The sequence below is a fragment of the Pantoea sp. X-Soil-MYKO-1289 genome (assembly GCF_059730625.1).
Window position 1 is genome coordinate 2654445 of record NZ_AP036004.1, and the last position, 14905, is coordinate 2669349.

The 14905-nt window shown below is 41.5% G+C and carries 14 protein-coding genes; all 14 read right to left on the reverse strand.

What is annotated here, in order from left to right; translation table 11 throughout:
• Positions 1–5: 5 nt before the first annotated feature.
• The 14 genes from AC6I7Z_RS12805 to AC6I7Z_RS12870 all read right to left on the reverse strand — a co-directional run bounded on the left by AC6I7Z_RS12805 (position 6) and on the right by AC6I7Z_RS12870 (position 14901).
• Complete coding sequence (locus tag AC6I7Z_RS12805; protein ID WP_497814489.1) at positions 6–1859, reverse strand: acyltransferase family protein; 1854 nt, start codon at positions 1857–1859, stop codon at positions 6–8.
• A 16-nt stretch (positions 1860–1875) separates the two neighbouring features.
• The gene (locus tag AC6I7Z_RS12810; protein WP_497814490.1) at positions 1876–3006 is read right to left on the reverse strand and encodes a glycosyltransferase family 4 protein; all 1131 of its coding nucleotides are present in this window, start codon (positions 3004–3006) and stop codon (positions 1876–1878) included.
• A gap of 6 nt (positions 3007–3012) precedes the next feature.
• A complete protein-coding gene (locus AC6I7Z_RS12815; RefSeq protein ID WP_497814491.1) occupies positions 3013–3903 on the reverse strand; it encodes a glycosyltransferase in 891 nt (296 codons plus the stop codon).
• Positions 3900–5048, reverse strand: coding sequence for a UDP-galactopyranose mutase (gene glf / locus AC6I7Z_RS12820; protein WP_497814492.1), 1149 nt, complete (start codon positions 5046–5048; stop codon positions 3900–3902). The genes AC6I7Z_RS12815 and glf overlap by 4 nt, the downstream gene beginning before the upstream one ends.
• Before the next feature lie 25 nt (positions 5049–5073).
• Positions 5074–5949, reverse strand: a complete 876-nt coding sequence (locus AC6I7Z_RS12825) for a hypothetical protein (RefSeq protein ID WP_497814493.1) — start codon at positions 5947–5949, stop codon at positions 5074–5076.
• Positions 5942–6514 carry a beta-1,6-N-acetylglucosaminyltransferase gene (locus tag AC6I7Z_RS12830; protein ID WP_497814494.1) on the reverse strand — a complete coding sequence of 191 codons (573 nt, stop codon included), beginning with the start codon at positions 6512–6514 and terminating at the stop codon, positions 5942–5944. Before AC6I7Z_RS12830 ends, AC6I7Z_RS12825 begins: the two co-directional genes overlap by 8 nt.
• Before the next feature lie 105 nt (positions 6515–6619).
• Positions 6620–7513: a glycosyltransferase family 2 protein gene (locus AC6I7Z_RS12835; protein WP_497814495.1), complete on the reverse strand. Its 894-nt coding sequence runs from the start codon at positions 7511–7513 to the stop codon at positions 6620–6622.
• A complete protein-coding gene (locus AC6I7Z_RS12840; protein WP_497814496.1) occupies positions 7510–8325 on the reverse strand; it encodes a glycosyltransferase in 816 nt (271 codons plus the stop codon). Before AC6I7Z_RS12840 ends, AC6I7Z_RS12835 begins: the two co-directional genes overlap by 4 nt.
• Positions 8318–9064 carry an ABC transporter ATP-binding protein gene (locus tag AC6I7Z_RS12845; RefSeq protein ID WP_497814497.1) on the reverse strand — a complete coding sequence of 249 codons (747 nt, stop codon included), beginning with the start codon at positions 9062–9064 and terminating at the stop codon, positions 8318–8320. The genes AC6I7Z_RS12840 and AC6I7Z_RS12845 overlap by 8 nt, the downstream gene beginning before the upstream one ends.
• Positions 9065–9066: 2 nt before the next feature.
• Complete coding sequence (locus AC6I7Z_RS12850; protein WP_497814498.1) at positions 9067–9831, reverse strand: ABC transporter permease; 765 nt, start codon at positions 9829–9831, stop codon at positions 9067–9069.
• Between the two features lie 270 nt (positions 9832–10101).
• Positions 10102–11115 (reverse strand): UDP-glucose 4-epimerase GalE, encoded by a 1014-nt coding sequence (gene galE, locus AC6I7Z_RS12855; protein ID WP_497814499.1) that lies wholly within the window; start codon positions 11113–11115, stop codon positions 10102–10104.
• Between the two features lie 53 nt (positions 11116–11168).
• A complete protein-coding gene (gene galF, locus AC6I7Z_RS12860; RefSeq protein WP_497814500.1) occupies positions 11169–12065 on the reverse strand; it encodes a UTP--glucose-1-phosphate uridylyltransferase GalF in 897 nt (298 codons plus the stop codon).
• Between the two features lie 275 nt (positions 12066–12340).
• Entirely contained in the window at positions 12341–13681 is a 1341-nt protein-coding gene (locus tag AC6I7Z_RS12865; protein WP_497814501.1) for an MOP flippase family protein, read from the reverse strand.
• Positions 13678–14901, reverse strand: a complete 1224-nt coding sequence (locus AC6I7Z_RS12870; RefSeq protein ID WP_033750174.1) for a glycosyltransferase — start codon at positions 14899–14901, stop codon at positions 13678–13680. Before AC6I7Z_RS12870 ends, AC6I7Z_RS12865 begins: the two co-directional genes overlap by 4 nt.
• Between the last annotated feature and the right edge of the window lie 4 nt (positions 14902–14905).

The window sequence follows — 14905 nt, forward strand, 5'->3', positions numbered from 1 at the left end:
TACAATTACCTTTTCATATAATCTAATTCGTGGACATTTCTAAAAATGTATTTACCAACTATTTCGGAACCCTCTTTAGATAAGTGCCCATAATCGGTGTATAGAGGATGATTATCCTTCATTACCATACATTTTTTATCTGAACAGAGAGCTTTATCCGCAGCAATAAAGAAAGTATTTTTGTTTTCTCCAGCAACCTTGGCTAAAACAGCATTAACTCCATCATCGTTTTCTTTTTGATAGCTTTGACATTTATTGAAATGAAATATTTTATTAAAAGGGAGTTCATTTTTAGCTAGACATTCAAACATCAATTTTTTACTGCCTTGAACATCTCCAATCAAATAAAGTGGATTTCTCATAACATCAATATCTTTAAAAAAAAGATCAACTTCTTTATATATTTTTTCTAAAAGCGGGGTTTGATCAGAAGTTCCATCTCTTCTGGGTCCAACCCAAGTCCAAAGAGTGCTCCATAAAACAATTTTTCCAGGGTGGCTATTTATAAAAGAAATCATCTGATCATATCTTTCTTTACATAAATCATTGTTATAACTTTCAGTCATATAGTTCCTGGTGATATTGCATCCATCCAAAGCTAATGAAGCAACTTTAACATTATTGTTTTTAATGTAACTATAATAATGCCTGGCATGACTACTACCTATTAAAATATAATCAAAATCTCTTTCATTTCCATTAAAGTAAACGACATCTGGAGAATCGGATATTTGCAGATTACCCTCATATTTGATCCTGTATTGTTCAACACTCATATTAAATGCGTCAGGATTTTTAAGTCTTGAAGGCATCCCTGAATGCGCTATAATGACTGCAGCAAACGAGAGGAAAAGATAAACGATTACATTTTTTTTAAAGTTCCCCTTCTTTTTTTCACCAAAAAAATTCAGCAGAAAAGTCAGAGCGCAGCATAATAAAACATAGAGTAACCAGGTTAACTCAATATTCAACTTTTTATAAAGTACAATTAGCGGCCAGTGCACCAGATACAATGAGTAAGATGTAGAACCAATCTTCTGAAAGATAACATTATCTAACAGAAAGCTTCGATTTTTAGAAAATATAATCAGCCCTGCACCAGCAACAGGAAGTAGTGCATAATATCCCGGCCAGGCAAATGAGCTATCAAAATAAAAGAATGAAAAAACAATACAAAAAATGCCTAAGTAGTAAGCAGCACTTCTTAGTAAATAAGAGTTAATTTTAGGTATAAAATAAATTAAACCACCTAATAACAACTCCCAAGAGCGAGAAATAAAGTCGTAATAAATGAAATTAGGCTTGTACAACCACAACCCTAATTCCAGTAAAAGTAGACTTACAACTAAAAAAGAAAATACATAAATGAATAAATCACTACGTATTTTTTTATATAAAATCACCATCAAGGGTGGCAAAAGAAGATAGAACTGCCACTCCACAGATAAGGACCAACTGTGAAGCAGAAAACGCTCCTGAGAAGATTGATCAAAATAGCCTGAATTGAAAAAATAGATATAATTAGATATAAATAAGACGGTAGATATGACGTCTTTAGCTAGAACCTGATAACTGGCCGGGTCCAGAACGAAGAAACCTACCACAATTAAAGAGATGCATAAGAGAGAGAGTGCAGGTATTATTCTCAACGCTCTTTTAAGGTAAAAATCGGAGAAAGAAAATTTATTCTTTAATAACCTTTCAATTATAATACCCGTCATTAAAAAGCCAGAAATAACAAAAAAAACATCTACTCCAGCGAAGCCGCCAGGCAGCCAGTCTGGTTTGTAATGAAATAAGACAACACCTAATACAGCGATCGCTCGTAATCCGTTAATATCGCTCCTGAACTTTTCCATATTATCATAAACCAATTTATTTTATAATTTCTTTATAAACACCGAGAGTAGCATTGATGATTTTATCCGAGATAAACTCATCTCTTACTAGCTTCTCGCCCGCCTCTCCCATTCTCTTTCTTAATGCATCATCTTTCAACATCTCATATAACTTAACCTCAAGTTCAGTCTTATCTTTCTTTTTTATTAGAAAGCCATTAATATTATTTTTAACTATTGCATTAATTCCACCACTATCATAAGCTATGACAGCTCTTCTTAGAGCACAAGCTTCAATCAATATCATTGGTACACCTTCATTATAAGTTGAAGGTAAAGCTATTATATTTGAACTGGATATAAGCTGATAAACATCATCTCGTTTACCCAAAAAATTTATATTTTTTGTTTTTGACCACTCATTAATAACAGAAATTGGTATCGCTTCACTATCTCCTGGGCAATGGATCCCAGCTATGTTAAGTATAAAATCATAGCCTTTTTTACTAAGGGATTGATGAACTTCGACCAGGTCCTGTAAGCCTTTTGGATAAATTAGTCTACTTGCAAAAAGAACAACAGGTATATCATTATTAATTTCATTAGTGGCATTGAGATTATTAATGTTGATACCACCGCCATTGATGACAAGACATTTATTTTTATCGACACTACAGCGATTTACCAATATCTTCTTATCGCTTTCGCTTTCAAATATAAGCCTCGTTAGTTTTCTATTGAATAAGAACCCGTATAATAAGGAGATAATGCCTCCCAAAATATTATAGCTCCTTTTTTCACCACTAAACACTCTCCCTAACCCTACAAAACCCGCGATAAAGGGAATATTTCTATACTTTGAAACAAGCCCTCCTATAATTATTGGTTTAATTGTCACGCTATGGATTAAATCAGGCCCAATCAACTTGATTTTTTTATAAATATTCCAGGCGCAACGAAAAAAATTTGTAAAACTAAAGCTTCTTTCGTCAATCCCACTTTCAATACATTTGAACCCAATAAGTTCTAGTTCCTTTAGCAACTCATTATCATGAAACCGCATGAGTAGATATACTTCATACCCTTCGCTTTTTAATGCAAGAGCTCTATCAATCCAGTGTAATTTGAAATACCAGTCAGAATTTATAAAAAAAATCACTTTTTTCATATGTCACTACAACTTTCCGGTTTTGTTGGTGAGACCGTGCCATATCCCTTTAAGCAAACACTTAAGATAGTATGCTTTTTTCTTTTCATGAAGGGCTATTGATATATACTTGATAATTCTCAGCAAAATAAAATAATTATCAAAAACCTCACGAGTCCCCGGTTTTCTTTTCGAAAGCAATAAATTTCTAATTAGATAATAGACTTTCCACTCTTGGTTTTCAAAACCATTGCTTTTCTTTACATCGTGTCTAAATATAAGATTCGGATCATAAAAGATCGGGCAGCCAAATTCATTGAGCTGCCAGGAATAATAAACATCATCGAAATATAAAAACAACTCTTCATCTAGCATGTTAAAACTCTTAGTCAGAATACTGCTATGAATTAAACACCCAACGAATGAGAATGTAACAACATTTTGAAGAGATTCAGCATCCGCAATATAGTTTTTTTTATTGAACAGATATTGAATATTTGAAAATAAACCTTGAGGTATTTTCGACCAAGGTACATTCATATCGCAAATGTTACCTTGTATGTCTATAACTTTACCACACCATATTGTATGGCAATTATGATTTGCAAGACGGAATCTTTCAATTGTGCCTGATTCAGGAAACGCATCATCATCGTAAAAGGTAACCCAATCAACTTCAAATGATCTTAAAATATAGTCTATTCCTAATTTAAACCCTCCGGCACCACCAGTATTGATTTCATTATTAATTATAATTAACCTTTCATTTTCGATAGACGCTAACCACTCTCTTGTCCCATCTGTAGAGTCGTTATTAACGATAACAACTTTATCAAAGCTTTCGCTAAACGTCTTCTCAAGCGTAATTTTCAACTTTGCAAGTCTATTATAGGTAACAATTAAAGCAGCAATTTTCATAAGATTTTGGCCAAAAAGACTGGCATTTTTTTATTTTTTTTCTTTGCCTCTATAAACTCAATAGATACGTTCAAAGCTTCATCGATTATCGCATCCATATCTAAATAACGATAAGTGCCTAATCTACCCAGGAAAGTAACTTTTGTTTCATTGGATGCCAAGTTAACATATTGCTCTAACATTTTCATCTCATCTACAAGTCGTATGGGATAATAAGGTATATCCTCTCTTAGCGCCAATCGACTCACTTCTTTATAAATAATTGTATTATTATGCTTTTCCCACCACGCGAAATGTTTATGCTCTGTTATTCGCGTATATTCAACATCTTTATCACAGTAGTTAATAACTGCACATCCTTGATAATCAGACTCATGCGTTTCTGGATTAAAATCTAACGTCCTGTATGCTAAAAGGCCAAATTGATAATCATAGAAACCATCGATGGATCCAGTATAGAAAATATGACTATACTTGTTCTTCATATTACGGTTAAATGCCTGGCCCAAAGTGAGCTTGATTTTTTTATGATCAAGTATCTTCTCAACGATTTTAGTATAACCTTCTCTTGGCATTCCCTGATATTTATGATTAAAGTAATTATCATCATAGTCAAATCTTAGTGGAAGCCTTTTTAAAATCGCAGACGGTAGTTTTCGGGGAGATACGCCCCACTGTTTAACAGTATAATTTTTCAAGAATGCATTGTAGATTTCATGACCAACTAAAGATAAGGCTTGTTCCTCAAAATTATCTGGTGAATCCTTTTTATCTGTCAATGAATCCACATATGCTCTCGCTTCATTGGGTCTCATTGATTTACCAAATAATTGATTTATCGTATGCAAATTAATCGGTAAACTATAAACTTGATGATTATGTATGGCCTTAACTCTATGGATATAACCTTCAAAATCACCAAATTTGTTTATATAATCCCACACCTTCTTTTTGTCAGTATGAAATATATGTGGCCCATAAACATGTAGCATTACATTAGTATCTTCATCTCGTCGCGTATGACAGTTACCTGCGACATGAGAACGCTGATCAATTATTTCAACTTCAAATCCACTTTCTGCAAGTTCGCGAGCCACTACCGCACCGGAGAATCCAGCTCCTACAATCAAAATTTTGTCGGACATAACTCATCACCAATTACATTAAAATTCATTTATCGGTTAAAAAACGATTGCAAAATGGATCAGATTCAATTTCCGATGATACTTTCTGAAATAAATCATCAAGGTTACTGCTTTCAATTATATTTAATCCTTGAGAATTTAAATATCTTATCTTTTTGATAATACTATAAAAGAGATCATAATCTAAAAAATCACTTGAAGGATAAAAGACGTATTTAACTAAAGGGTTTTTCATAAGGTAATAGTTAACCTTATCAAAATCCTTTATATCTAACATTGCTATATTTATTTTGCCATTATCGAAAATGTGGCTTATGAAGCTTTCGATACTATAATCTCTTAATGCCACATCAGATTCATTATATAATTTACTCTCTTCTTCCAGGCCGTATCCAATGATAGATTTGGAGAATAATTGATGATAAACCATGGACATTGGAAAATTTTCTTTCAGCTTTTCTAATACATTTTTTATATCGTGCTCTATATTTTCATTTGAGATAAATATAAACACAGGAGATAATTTAGTATAAATCCCTATTTCATGTATAAACTTTTTTCTTGACTTGGGTGTAACATTAATAACATCTTCACCGTCGATATCGATATTCGACTCTTGATACATATTTTTAAGGCTTTCTACAATTCTGGCATCCCTTAGATTAATTTTCCTTGCAAAAAAATACTCTTTTGCACTTTCTAACTCTTTTAGATCTTTATAGGAAAATACTTTTGGGATCCCAGCATCATTGAATCTGTAATACATCAGTATTGGTTCAATACCTTCTCCGTTTTTTACATGACTAACTACGCTCTGAATATAAAATTCATCTGGTATCCATGTGTTTTTAAGATATTTCAAAGCATCATGCTTTTTAGTAAAGTCAACAACCTTATTCACCGTCTGGATTGAAAGACACCACCACTGTGAAACCCAACATCGGGACAATATTGCCTGGCAAATTTCGTTTAACCCTAATCTTTTTTTGAATTTTATGTGAAATAGAGAAAAATATCGGATCTAATCGCCAGTTAAAAAAATTATAATGTTCCCATCTTTCTCTTTCGAGGCCATCGATCACCCACTTACCGGAAGACGGATTATGACATTCTATAAAGTCCGTACCTTTTTTTTGCTCAAGTAAACTTATTAAATCTGTTCGTCTTTTTATTGGCATTGCTGTTCCGCTAAGCAATATCAAATAATCAATATCTGCTGTTAAAGCTGTTTCCATGCCACGTAGGGTTGCGTCAACTATTGAAGACTCTCCCCAGACGACATCAATCCCTGGAATTAATAGCGCATTGGGGTATTCATTTTTTATTTGATTGATTTCTTGATTCAGCGGCGACTTTTTATCTATATGTAAAATGACACGATCTTCATCAAATGAAGTTAATGCATCTAGTAGCCCTCTCAGTGCATCGAGTTTTTCATGAGCTAATACTAAGAAGCCTAGTTTCATTATAACCACTCCCTGTTTGTGATTAGACCTGCATCAAGTAAATCTCTATAGCCCCTGTATTCTTGACTAATAAACTCATCGTAAAACTCTTCATCAAGAAATGTTTTATAACCCTGATATTCTGAAGAGTTTCCCATAGTGCTGCTTTCTCACTTGTTCTTCTTCTACTTTTTCTATTAACAACGATACATATTTAAAATGCAATAAAGCGCCTGTTAATGAATATTTATAGCCGCCATTAAGTCTTCGTGGCAAAAGTGTGTGCATTGATGAGATATAACTGTAGTACCACTTCCATTTAACTAAAGGCGTTTTATTTAAAGCAGGAGCTTTATACGGCTGTTTTTTATAAAGTTTTCTCATCCTTACTCCCCCCTGAATCCATAGCGAGTTCATTTCTGGATTTTCAGTGAAAAAGTAGCCTTCTTTGTCATAAAACTTACAAACTGATAAAGGGTCCATTCCTTCTGCGTAAAAGGTATTGCTTGGGCTTTCTTTACCATACATATCAATCATTATAGTAAAAAACGAGCGTCTTGCCGCTTCATCGAGATAATTTACTAAGCGTGAAACACTTCTTTCATCTTCATTTGGAACCACTAAAAATTCGTCAGGGTCGCACGTTATGCACCAATGATTATTACCATGTTTTCTTAACAGGAAGTTAAGCCAGTGCATGCCAAAATTAGATTTTTTATAACTTGCTTTCGTGTGATATACCGTTACGTCACTATAATTTTTTATAATCTCTTTAAAATCGTCTTCAGAATCATTATCAACAAAGATGAAATGATCGACTCCAAGATTTTTATAATATTCTATAAAATAATTTATTCTCTTCGATTCATTACGCAATGTGCAAAACAAAAGCAAATCGCTTTGTTTAATCTTGCTACTATTATCAATAACTAACTTCAAATCTTTGCCATGTATCAATGATAGAGCAAAATATTTAAACATTTCCATCGCGTGTCTTAAATACCCGATATACCGCTTCATTTCACTTTCCTTAGAAAATATCTCATTGGTTTAGAAAAAATAAAGTCTCTAATAAGACCACACCATAAATCGGTTTTAGTAATTCTGTGCTTAATTATGAATTTCTTTTTATAATGATTATGAAGATCTTTTTTATGTATGGAATTCATCGATTCAACACTGCTCTGACTCATTTCTCTTATGTGATAATTTGCTAACGGTAAAGAAATCAATCCAACATTGGCATGATTTAAGTAGCGATAATGAAAATCCCAGTCTCCACAAACTAAAAAACTCTCATCAAAACCACCGATTTCTTTGCATATTTCTCTTGAGAAAACAAAAGATATCGGCATAAAAATATTTTTCGATTTAATATCTTTAACTCTTAGCTTTTTTAAATCTGGATTGAAATACCGGCAACTATTGATATTAATAAGGCCATTTTTTTCAGTTTCAAATACCTGCTTGACATGGCAAACGCATCCATCAAGTTCGTGCGTTTCTATATGATTAAGCATTAATTTAAGAAAGTCTTTGTCCCAAGTATCATCGTCGTCATGTATAGCAATCCACTTAGAATCTGAATTCTTAATGCCTGTATTCGTTGCGGCTTCCATGCCAGAACTATAAGGCTTGTGGATTATTTTTAATCTATTCAAATAATCAGGCAAGTAAGGTCTAACAGTTTCATCTAGTTCTTTTTCATCTCCACCATCATTTACGATCACATGTACCCAATCTTTATAAGTCTGAGAAATTACGCTTTCGATGGCTCGATTAAGAAACTGATTTCTGTTTTTTGTTCTGGTGATAATCGCTATTTTAGGCATTCATCATTCGTTCATATAAAGGGAGAATGTCTGCTGTTTTGCCGTCAGCAACCTGTGTATGATTATCAATCCATATAGTGCGATCACAAAATGCTCTGACGTCATTAGCATTATGTGAAACTAGTACAACTGTCGTGCCCTTATCTTTGAATTCTTTAATTGTCTTTAGGCATTTTTTTTGAAACGCAATATCTCCTACAGCTAACACTTCATCGATAATTAAAATTTCGGGTTCAACACTAGTTATAACCGAGAACCCTAATTTAGCTAACATACCTGAAGAATATGTTCTTATCGGTTGGTCAATAAATTCACCTAACTCTGAAAATTCAATTATTTTTTCTAATCTTTGCTTAGTTATTTTTAACGGCAAACCTAACAATGTTGCGTTCATTATTATATTTTCACGCCCCGTTAATTCGCTATGGAAGCCGCCACCAAGCTCTAACATGGCTGCCACTCTACCTGCAACTTTTATTTCCCCATAAGTTGGCTTCATTACACCAGTTAGAAGGGAAAGTAATGTGCTTTTTCCAGCGCCGTTCCTACCGATAATTGCAACAGCTTCGCCTTTACTAATGGAAAAGTTAACATCATGTAACGCGGTAAATTTCCGGGAACTCAAAAATTCCTTAATTTTAGTTGGTTTTAGTAATAAATTTTTTATACCACCACTAATATGGTTATAAAATGGATAGTCCTTCCTGACATCTTTCGCTTCTATTACATATTTCTTCATATTTACAGAACTTCCGCAAATTTAAATTTAAGCTTATTATATATTAGAGACGCTAACACAAGAAACACAATACCAATACCGAGTATCTTAAAATAAGCAAACCAGTCGAAAGCTCCGCTCATAAACAGGTTTCTCCATAGTGTTATCAGTTCGGCAAACGGATTTATTTTAATGATCCATTGATAATTCTCAGGTATCATTTTTTCTGAATAGAATATGGGAGTAGCATAAAACAAAGCCGTCATTGCTAAGGTGACAAACCTTTCTATATCTCTAAAAAAAACACACAATGTTGAGAACAGGAGTGACAGGCTGAATGACAATATTATTTGTATAATACATAAAAGCGGTAGAAACAAAATTATATCCAGATGTAAAGTAATTCCGCTGTACCACAAAAAAAGTAATATAACTGGCACAGACATTAAAAAATGGAATCCTTCCATAAACACGTTACTCAAGATTAAAGTGAATTTAGGGAAGGTTGTTTTTTTAATTATTTGTGCATTCCCCAGAAAGCACCATGCGCCATTGGTTATACTATTAGTGATCCATTGCCAGGGAAACAGCGCGCACACTAGAAAAGCAGGATAATTTTCAACCTGCACGCGCATGAAAACTTTAAAAGCAAGATAATAAATTAAAGTAAAAAACAAAGGGTTTGCCAGAGCCCATAGATATCCTAACTTATTGTTTTTATACTTTACTTTTATATCTTTTTGTGTGAGGACTAATAACACTTCATATACTCTGGATATTTTTTCCACTGTCAACCTCTTAAACACGAACGCTTAAAATACCTTATGTACTTTAATTCATTGACTAAATTTATTGAATGCTACCGCCCTTGACTCCAAGCTGCCAATGTGCTTAACCACTTAAGTAAAGATGCTTTATTGAAATTAATGATATCACCAAAGTTATTAAGTAAGCATCTTATCATCTTGCCTGATAGCATTAAAGTTTCTGGCTTGATTTCAATATCGAATCTATAAAAAAAAGCCTGTCATAGACAGGCTTTTTAAAGTATCTGAAATTCATTTAAATCCGTTCGGATTCTTCGACTGCCAGTTCCACGTATCCCGCATCATCTCTTCAATCCCGCGCGTCACGCGCCAGTCCAGCTCTTTATCCGCCAGGCTCGCATCGGCCCAGAAGGCAGCCAGGTCACCGTCGCGACGCGGTTTGATCTCGTAAGGAATCTGCTTACCGGACGCCGCTTCAAACGCCTTGATCATCTCCAGCACCGAGTAGCCTTTACCCGCGCCGAGATTGTAGGCCTTGTAACCTTCAACCTTCGGTAAATGATCGAGCGCTTTCAGATGCCCTTCCGCCAGGTCAACGACGTGGATGTAGTCGCGCTGACAGGTGCCGTCCGGCGTCGGGTAATCGCCGCCGAACACGCCCAGCTGCGGCAGACGGCCAATCGCCACCTGCGCGATATAGGGCAGCAGATTGTTGGGAATGCCGGTCGGGTCTTCGCCGATTTCGCCGGACTCGTGCGCGCCGACCGGGTTGAAGTAGCGCAGCGCGATAGCTTTGAATTTTGGTTCGGCGAAGGCGAAGTCGCGCATCACGAACTCAATCATCAGCTTGGAGGTGCCGTAAGGGCTGGTGGTGCCGCCAATCGGCGTGGTTTCCACATAGGGAACCGGCGCGTCGGCGCCGTAGACGGTGGCGGAAGAGCTGAAGATAAAGTTATAGACGCCAGCGGCGCGCATCTCTTCCAGCAGCACCACGGTGCCGGCAACGTTGTTCTCGTAGTATTCCAGCGGCATGCGGGTCGATTCCCCTACCGCTTTCAGCGCGGCGAAGTGGATCACCGCCGTGATATCGTTGCTGGCGAACAGATCGCGCAGGCAGGCGCGGTCGCGAATATCGCCTTCGACGAAAGTCGCTTTTTTACCCGCCAGCTTCTCAACGCGATTAATCGCCTCGCGCGAGGCGTTGCACAGGTTATCCAGTACCACAACGTCGTCGCCGCGCTGCAATAACGCCAGCACCGTATGCGAGCCGATGTATCCCGCCCCGCCCGTTACCAAAATAGCCATGTGTGCTCCTGTCTAAGCTGCCGCGTCGGTGCGCGGCAAAACGTGAGAAAAGGTTATTTTGCCAGAATTTTCTCAATGGCGGCGCGGAAATCCTGCCCCATGCCGTTGCTGCGCAGGCCGTATGAAACGAACGCCTGCATATAGCCGAGTTTACGACCGCAGTCGAAGCTGCGACCCATCAGCAGCGCGGCATCGACCGGCTTCTTCTGGCTCAGGCTGGCGATAGCGTCGGTAAGCTGAATACGGCCCCATGCGCCCGGCTCGGTGCGCTCAAGCTCGCCCCAGATATCGGCAGAGAGTACATAACGGCCGACCGCGGCCAGATCGGAGTTCAGCGGAGCCGGCTCTTCAGGTTTCTCAACAAAATCGGTGATGGTGCTGACGTCGCCTGGGTTATCCAGCGGCTGCTCGGTGGTGATAACGGAGTACTCAGAGAGATCGGCTGTCGGCATATGCTGCGCCAGCACCTGGCTGTGCCCGGTCTCTTCAAAACGCGCCACCATCGCGGCAAGGTTGTAGCGCAGGTGGTCGGCGGTGGAGTCATCCAGCAGCACGTCCGGCAGCACCACCACAAAGGGGTTGTCGCCGATCATCGGGCGGGCGCACAGAATAGAGTGGCCCAGACCCAGCGGCTGCGCCTGGCGTACGTTCATAATGGTCACGCCCGGCGGGCAAATTGACTGTACTTCGCTCAGCAGCTGACGTTTTACGCGCGCTTCGAGCAGCGCTTCCAGCTCGTAAGTGGTATCGAAGTGGTTTTCCACCGCATTTTTGGAAGCATGGGTGACCAGCACGATCTCTTTGATGCCTGCAGCAACGCACTCATCAATGATGTATTGAATCATCGGCTTATCAACGACAGGCAGCATCTCTTTTGGAATTGCTTTCGTCGCCGGGAGCATATGCATACCGAGACCCGCAACCGGGATTACTGCTTTAAGCTTGGTCATATTTTTTCCATTTCATGAAGTGAATACGTGCGGTCGATTATGCAGGATCGGCCAGAACTGCAAGTATAATCTTTATCCGAAAATCCGATACTAAATGCCTGTCATCCCTTAGAAATTCATCTTTTTCCCACTGTTCAGGCGCGCCACAAAGCGAGTAAAGACAAGCGCTAACCGCCGGGTTAAAACCTGCGTGGATAACGCCGTTCGGCAAAGGTTAATGCCAGGCTAAAAAAGACTCGGGCGGCACGCTGGCCGCCCGAGAGGAAACGCGTCGATCAGAGCCAGCCCTCAAACCATTCCGGCTTAACGAACAGGTTAAAATGGTTTACCAGCGCGATGACCGCGATAAATATCGCCGACACCGACACCCACTGTCGCGCATAGGGCATAAAGCGAATACCAATCACCGGCTTGATAAAGAACGGGTGCGCGAAAGCGGAGATCAACACCTGCGAGATCGACAGCGTCAGCGCCACATAGAGCACGTTCGGCCAGATAAAAGTGGTCGCCAGCACCGCCAGCACCACCAGACTCGCCACCACATTCCAGTAGAATTCGACGCTGGTGCGCCCGTTCGCCTGCGAAATCGCCCCGGTCAAGCCGCCCATCGGCCGCAGCATGCCGAACAGCAGCATCAGCGGGATCAGATGGTAGACCTGCTCGTGCGATGCGCCATACAGCACGCGCACAATCACCGGCGAGAGAATGCCGATGGCGAGATACATCGCGCTGCTGAACAGCATGATGACGAAAGTGCCCTTCAGGAACAGTTTTTTCAGCTGCTCCGGATCCTGCTGCTTTTCGGCGAAGCGCGGCAGCGCCAGGCGGTTGATCACCGGCGACACCAGCTTGAGCGGCTGGAGAATCAGCTCTTTCGCCAGCGAGTAGATGCCGAGCATCTCGGCGCCCATCACCTTGCCGACAATCAGGGCATCCGCCTGGGTGCGCAGCTGGTTGATGGTCTGCGAGCCGAGCTGATAGATGCCGTAGCGCACCGCGCTGACGAAGGTCGCTTTGTCAAACTCCCAGGTCGGCCGCCACTCCTTCTCGCCGAAGGCGATCAGGCAGAGGATGCGGGTAAAGGCGTTGATAAACAGGCCGAGGATCGCCGCAGCTACCGTCAGCGAGGTGAAGTAGAGCATCGCCACGGTGCAGGCGAACGCAAACAGTTTGGTCGCCATCTCGATTTTCGCCAGCAGCACCATGCGTTTGGTTTTGATGTAGTGCGCCTGATACTGCGACAGATGCCCCAGTACGAGGAAGTTGAGGCTGGTGAGCATAATCAGCCCTACCAGCTCCGGCAGGTGGTAGAACCAGGCGATGGGCCAGGCGACGCCGATCAGAAACAGACCGGTCACCAGGCTCAGCGACACGTTGACCCAGTAAATGGTGCTCTGCTCGCGTCGGCTAATCTCCTGGCGATGCACGATATAGCTGCTCATCCCCATATCCTGCAGCACGGTGGCGACCGCCAGAATCGCGTTGATTATCGCCAACAGCCCCAGCTCGTGCGCCTCCAGCTTGCGCGCCAGCACGCTAAGCTGCAGCACCTGTAGCAATGCGGCGAAACAGGTGCTGCCAAACAGCCATATCGCCTGTTTTTTTAAACCGCTCACGCCAGCTGCTCCAGCAGCCTCGCCAGCTCGCCGTAGGCGATATGTTGGTTGAATTCCGTTTCGACCTTGCGGCGCGCCGCCGCAACCACCGGCGCGACGTCGATATCGCCCTGCGAGAGCCGGAAGAGCGTATCGGCCAGCGCCTCGGCGTCGTTTTCCGGCACCAGCCAGCCTGAAACGTTGTTCTCAATCAGCTCCGGAATGCCGCTGTGGAAGGTGGAGACGACCGGCAGCCCCACCGCCATCGCCTCCATCAGCGCAACCGGAATGCCTTCCATATCGCCATCGGCGGCGGTTTTCGACGGCAGCAGGAAGATATCCGCCTCGCTCAGGGCGGCGCGGATCTCCTCCTGCGGCTTAAAGCCCGGCATACTGACGCAATCCTCCAGCCCGGCATTAGCGATATGCTCGCGCATCATCTCATCCTGATCGCCGTTGCCGATAATGGTGAACTCAAACTGGCCGCCGCGCTGCTTCAGGAGTTCGCTGGCCTTCACCGCCACGTCGAGCCCCTTCTTCTCGGTGAGACGCGCCACGGAAACAATGCGCAGCGGCGAATGAAACGCCTGGCGCGGCTCGAAGTTGAACTTCTCCGGCTCGATGCCCATGCGCGTAACGTGGATCTTCTCCGGCGGGCAGCCCATCTCGATTAGCTTGCGCTCCCACAGATGGCTAATCGGCAGCAGCAGCTCGCTCTGTTCGAACAGATTGACGTAGTCCTGCTTATGCTCTTCCAGGATATGGCGACGCGAAATATCCGCGCCGTGGAACACCGTCGCCTGTTTGCCTACCAGCACGCCCAGCTCGCGCAGCTTATTGGCCAGCGCGCCCGCATAGCCGAAGTGCACCAGGAACACGTCAGCGGTATAGGGCTGGCGGGTATTCGCCACGATAGAGGGCAGCAGCAGCTTGCTGGACTGCGCGCCATAGCGACGCACGTTCAGCGAGCGGATCAGCGCCGGTTTCGCCACTTTCGGCAGTACCAGCTTCAGGCGCTGGTTGAGCTTGTCGAGGTTCGAGACCTTCTCTTCCGGCAGCAGATAGTGAGTGCGCGCCGCCAGCTGATATTCGTCGAAGGCCGCGTGACGGTTCACCAGATCGCCTGGGAACACGGAGATAATTTCGACGTCGTAGCCGGCGTCGATAAAATGGGTCACCTGGTTCAGCACGAAGGTCTCAGAGGCGACCGGGAAACGCATGGTGAAAAAAGTCAGTTTCATAGCA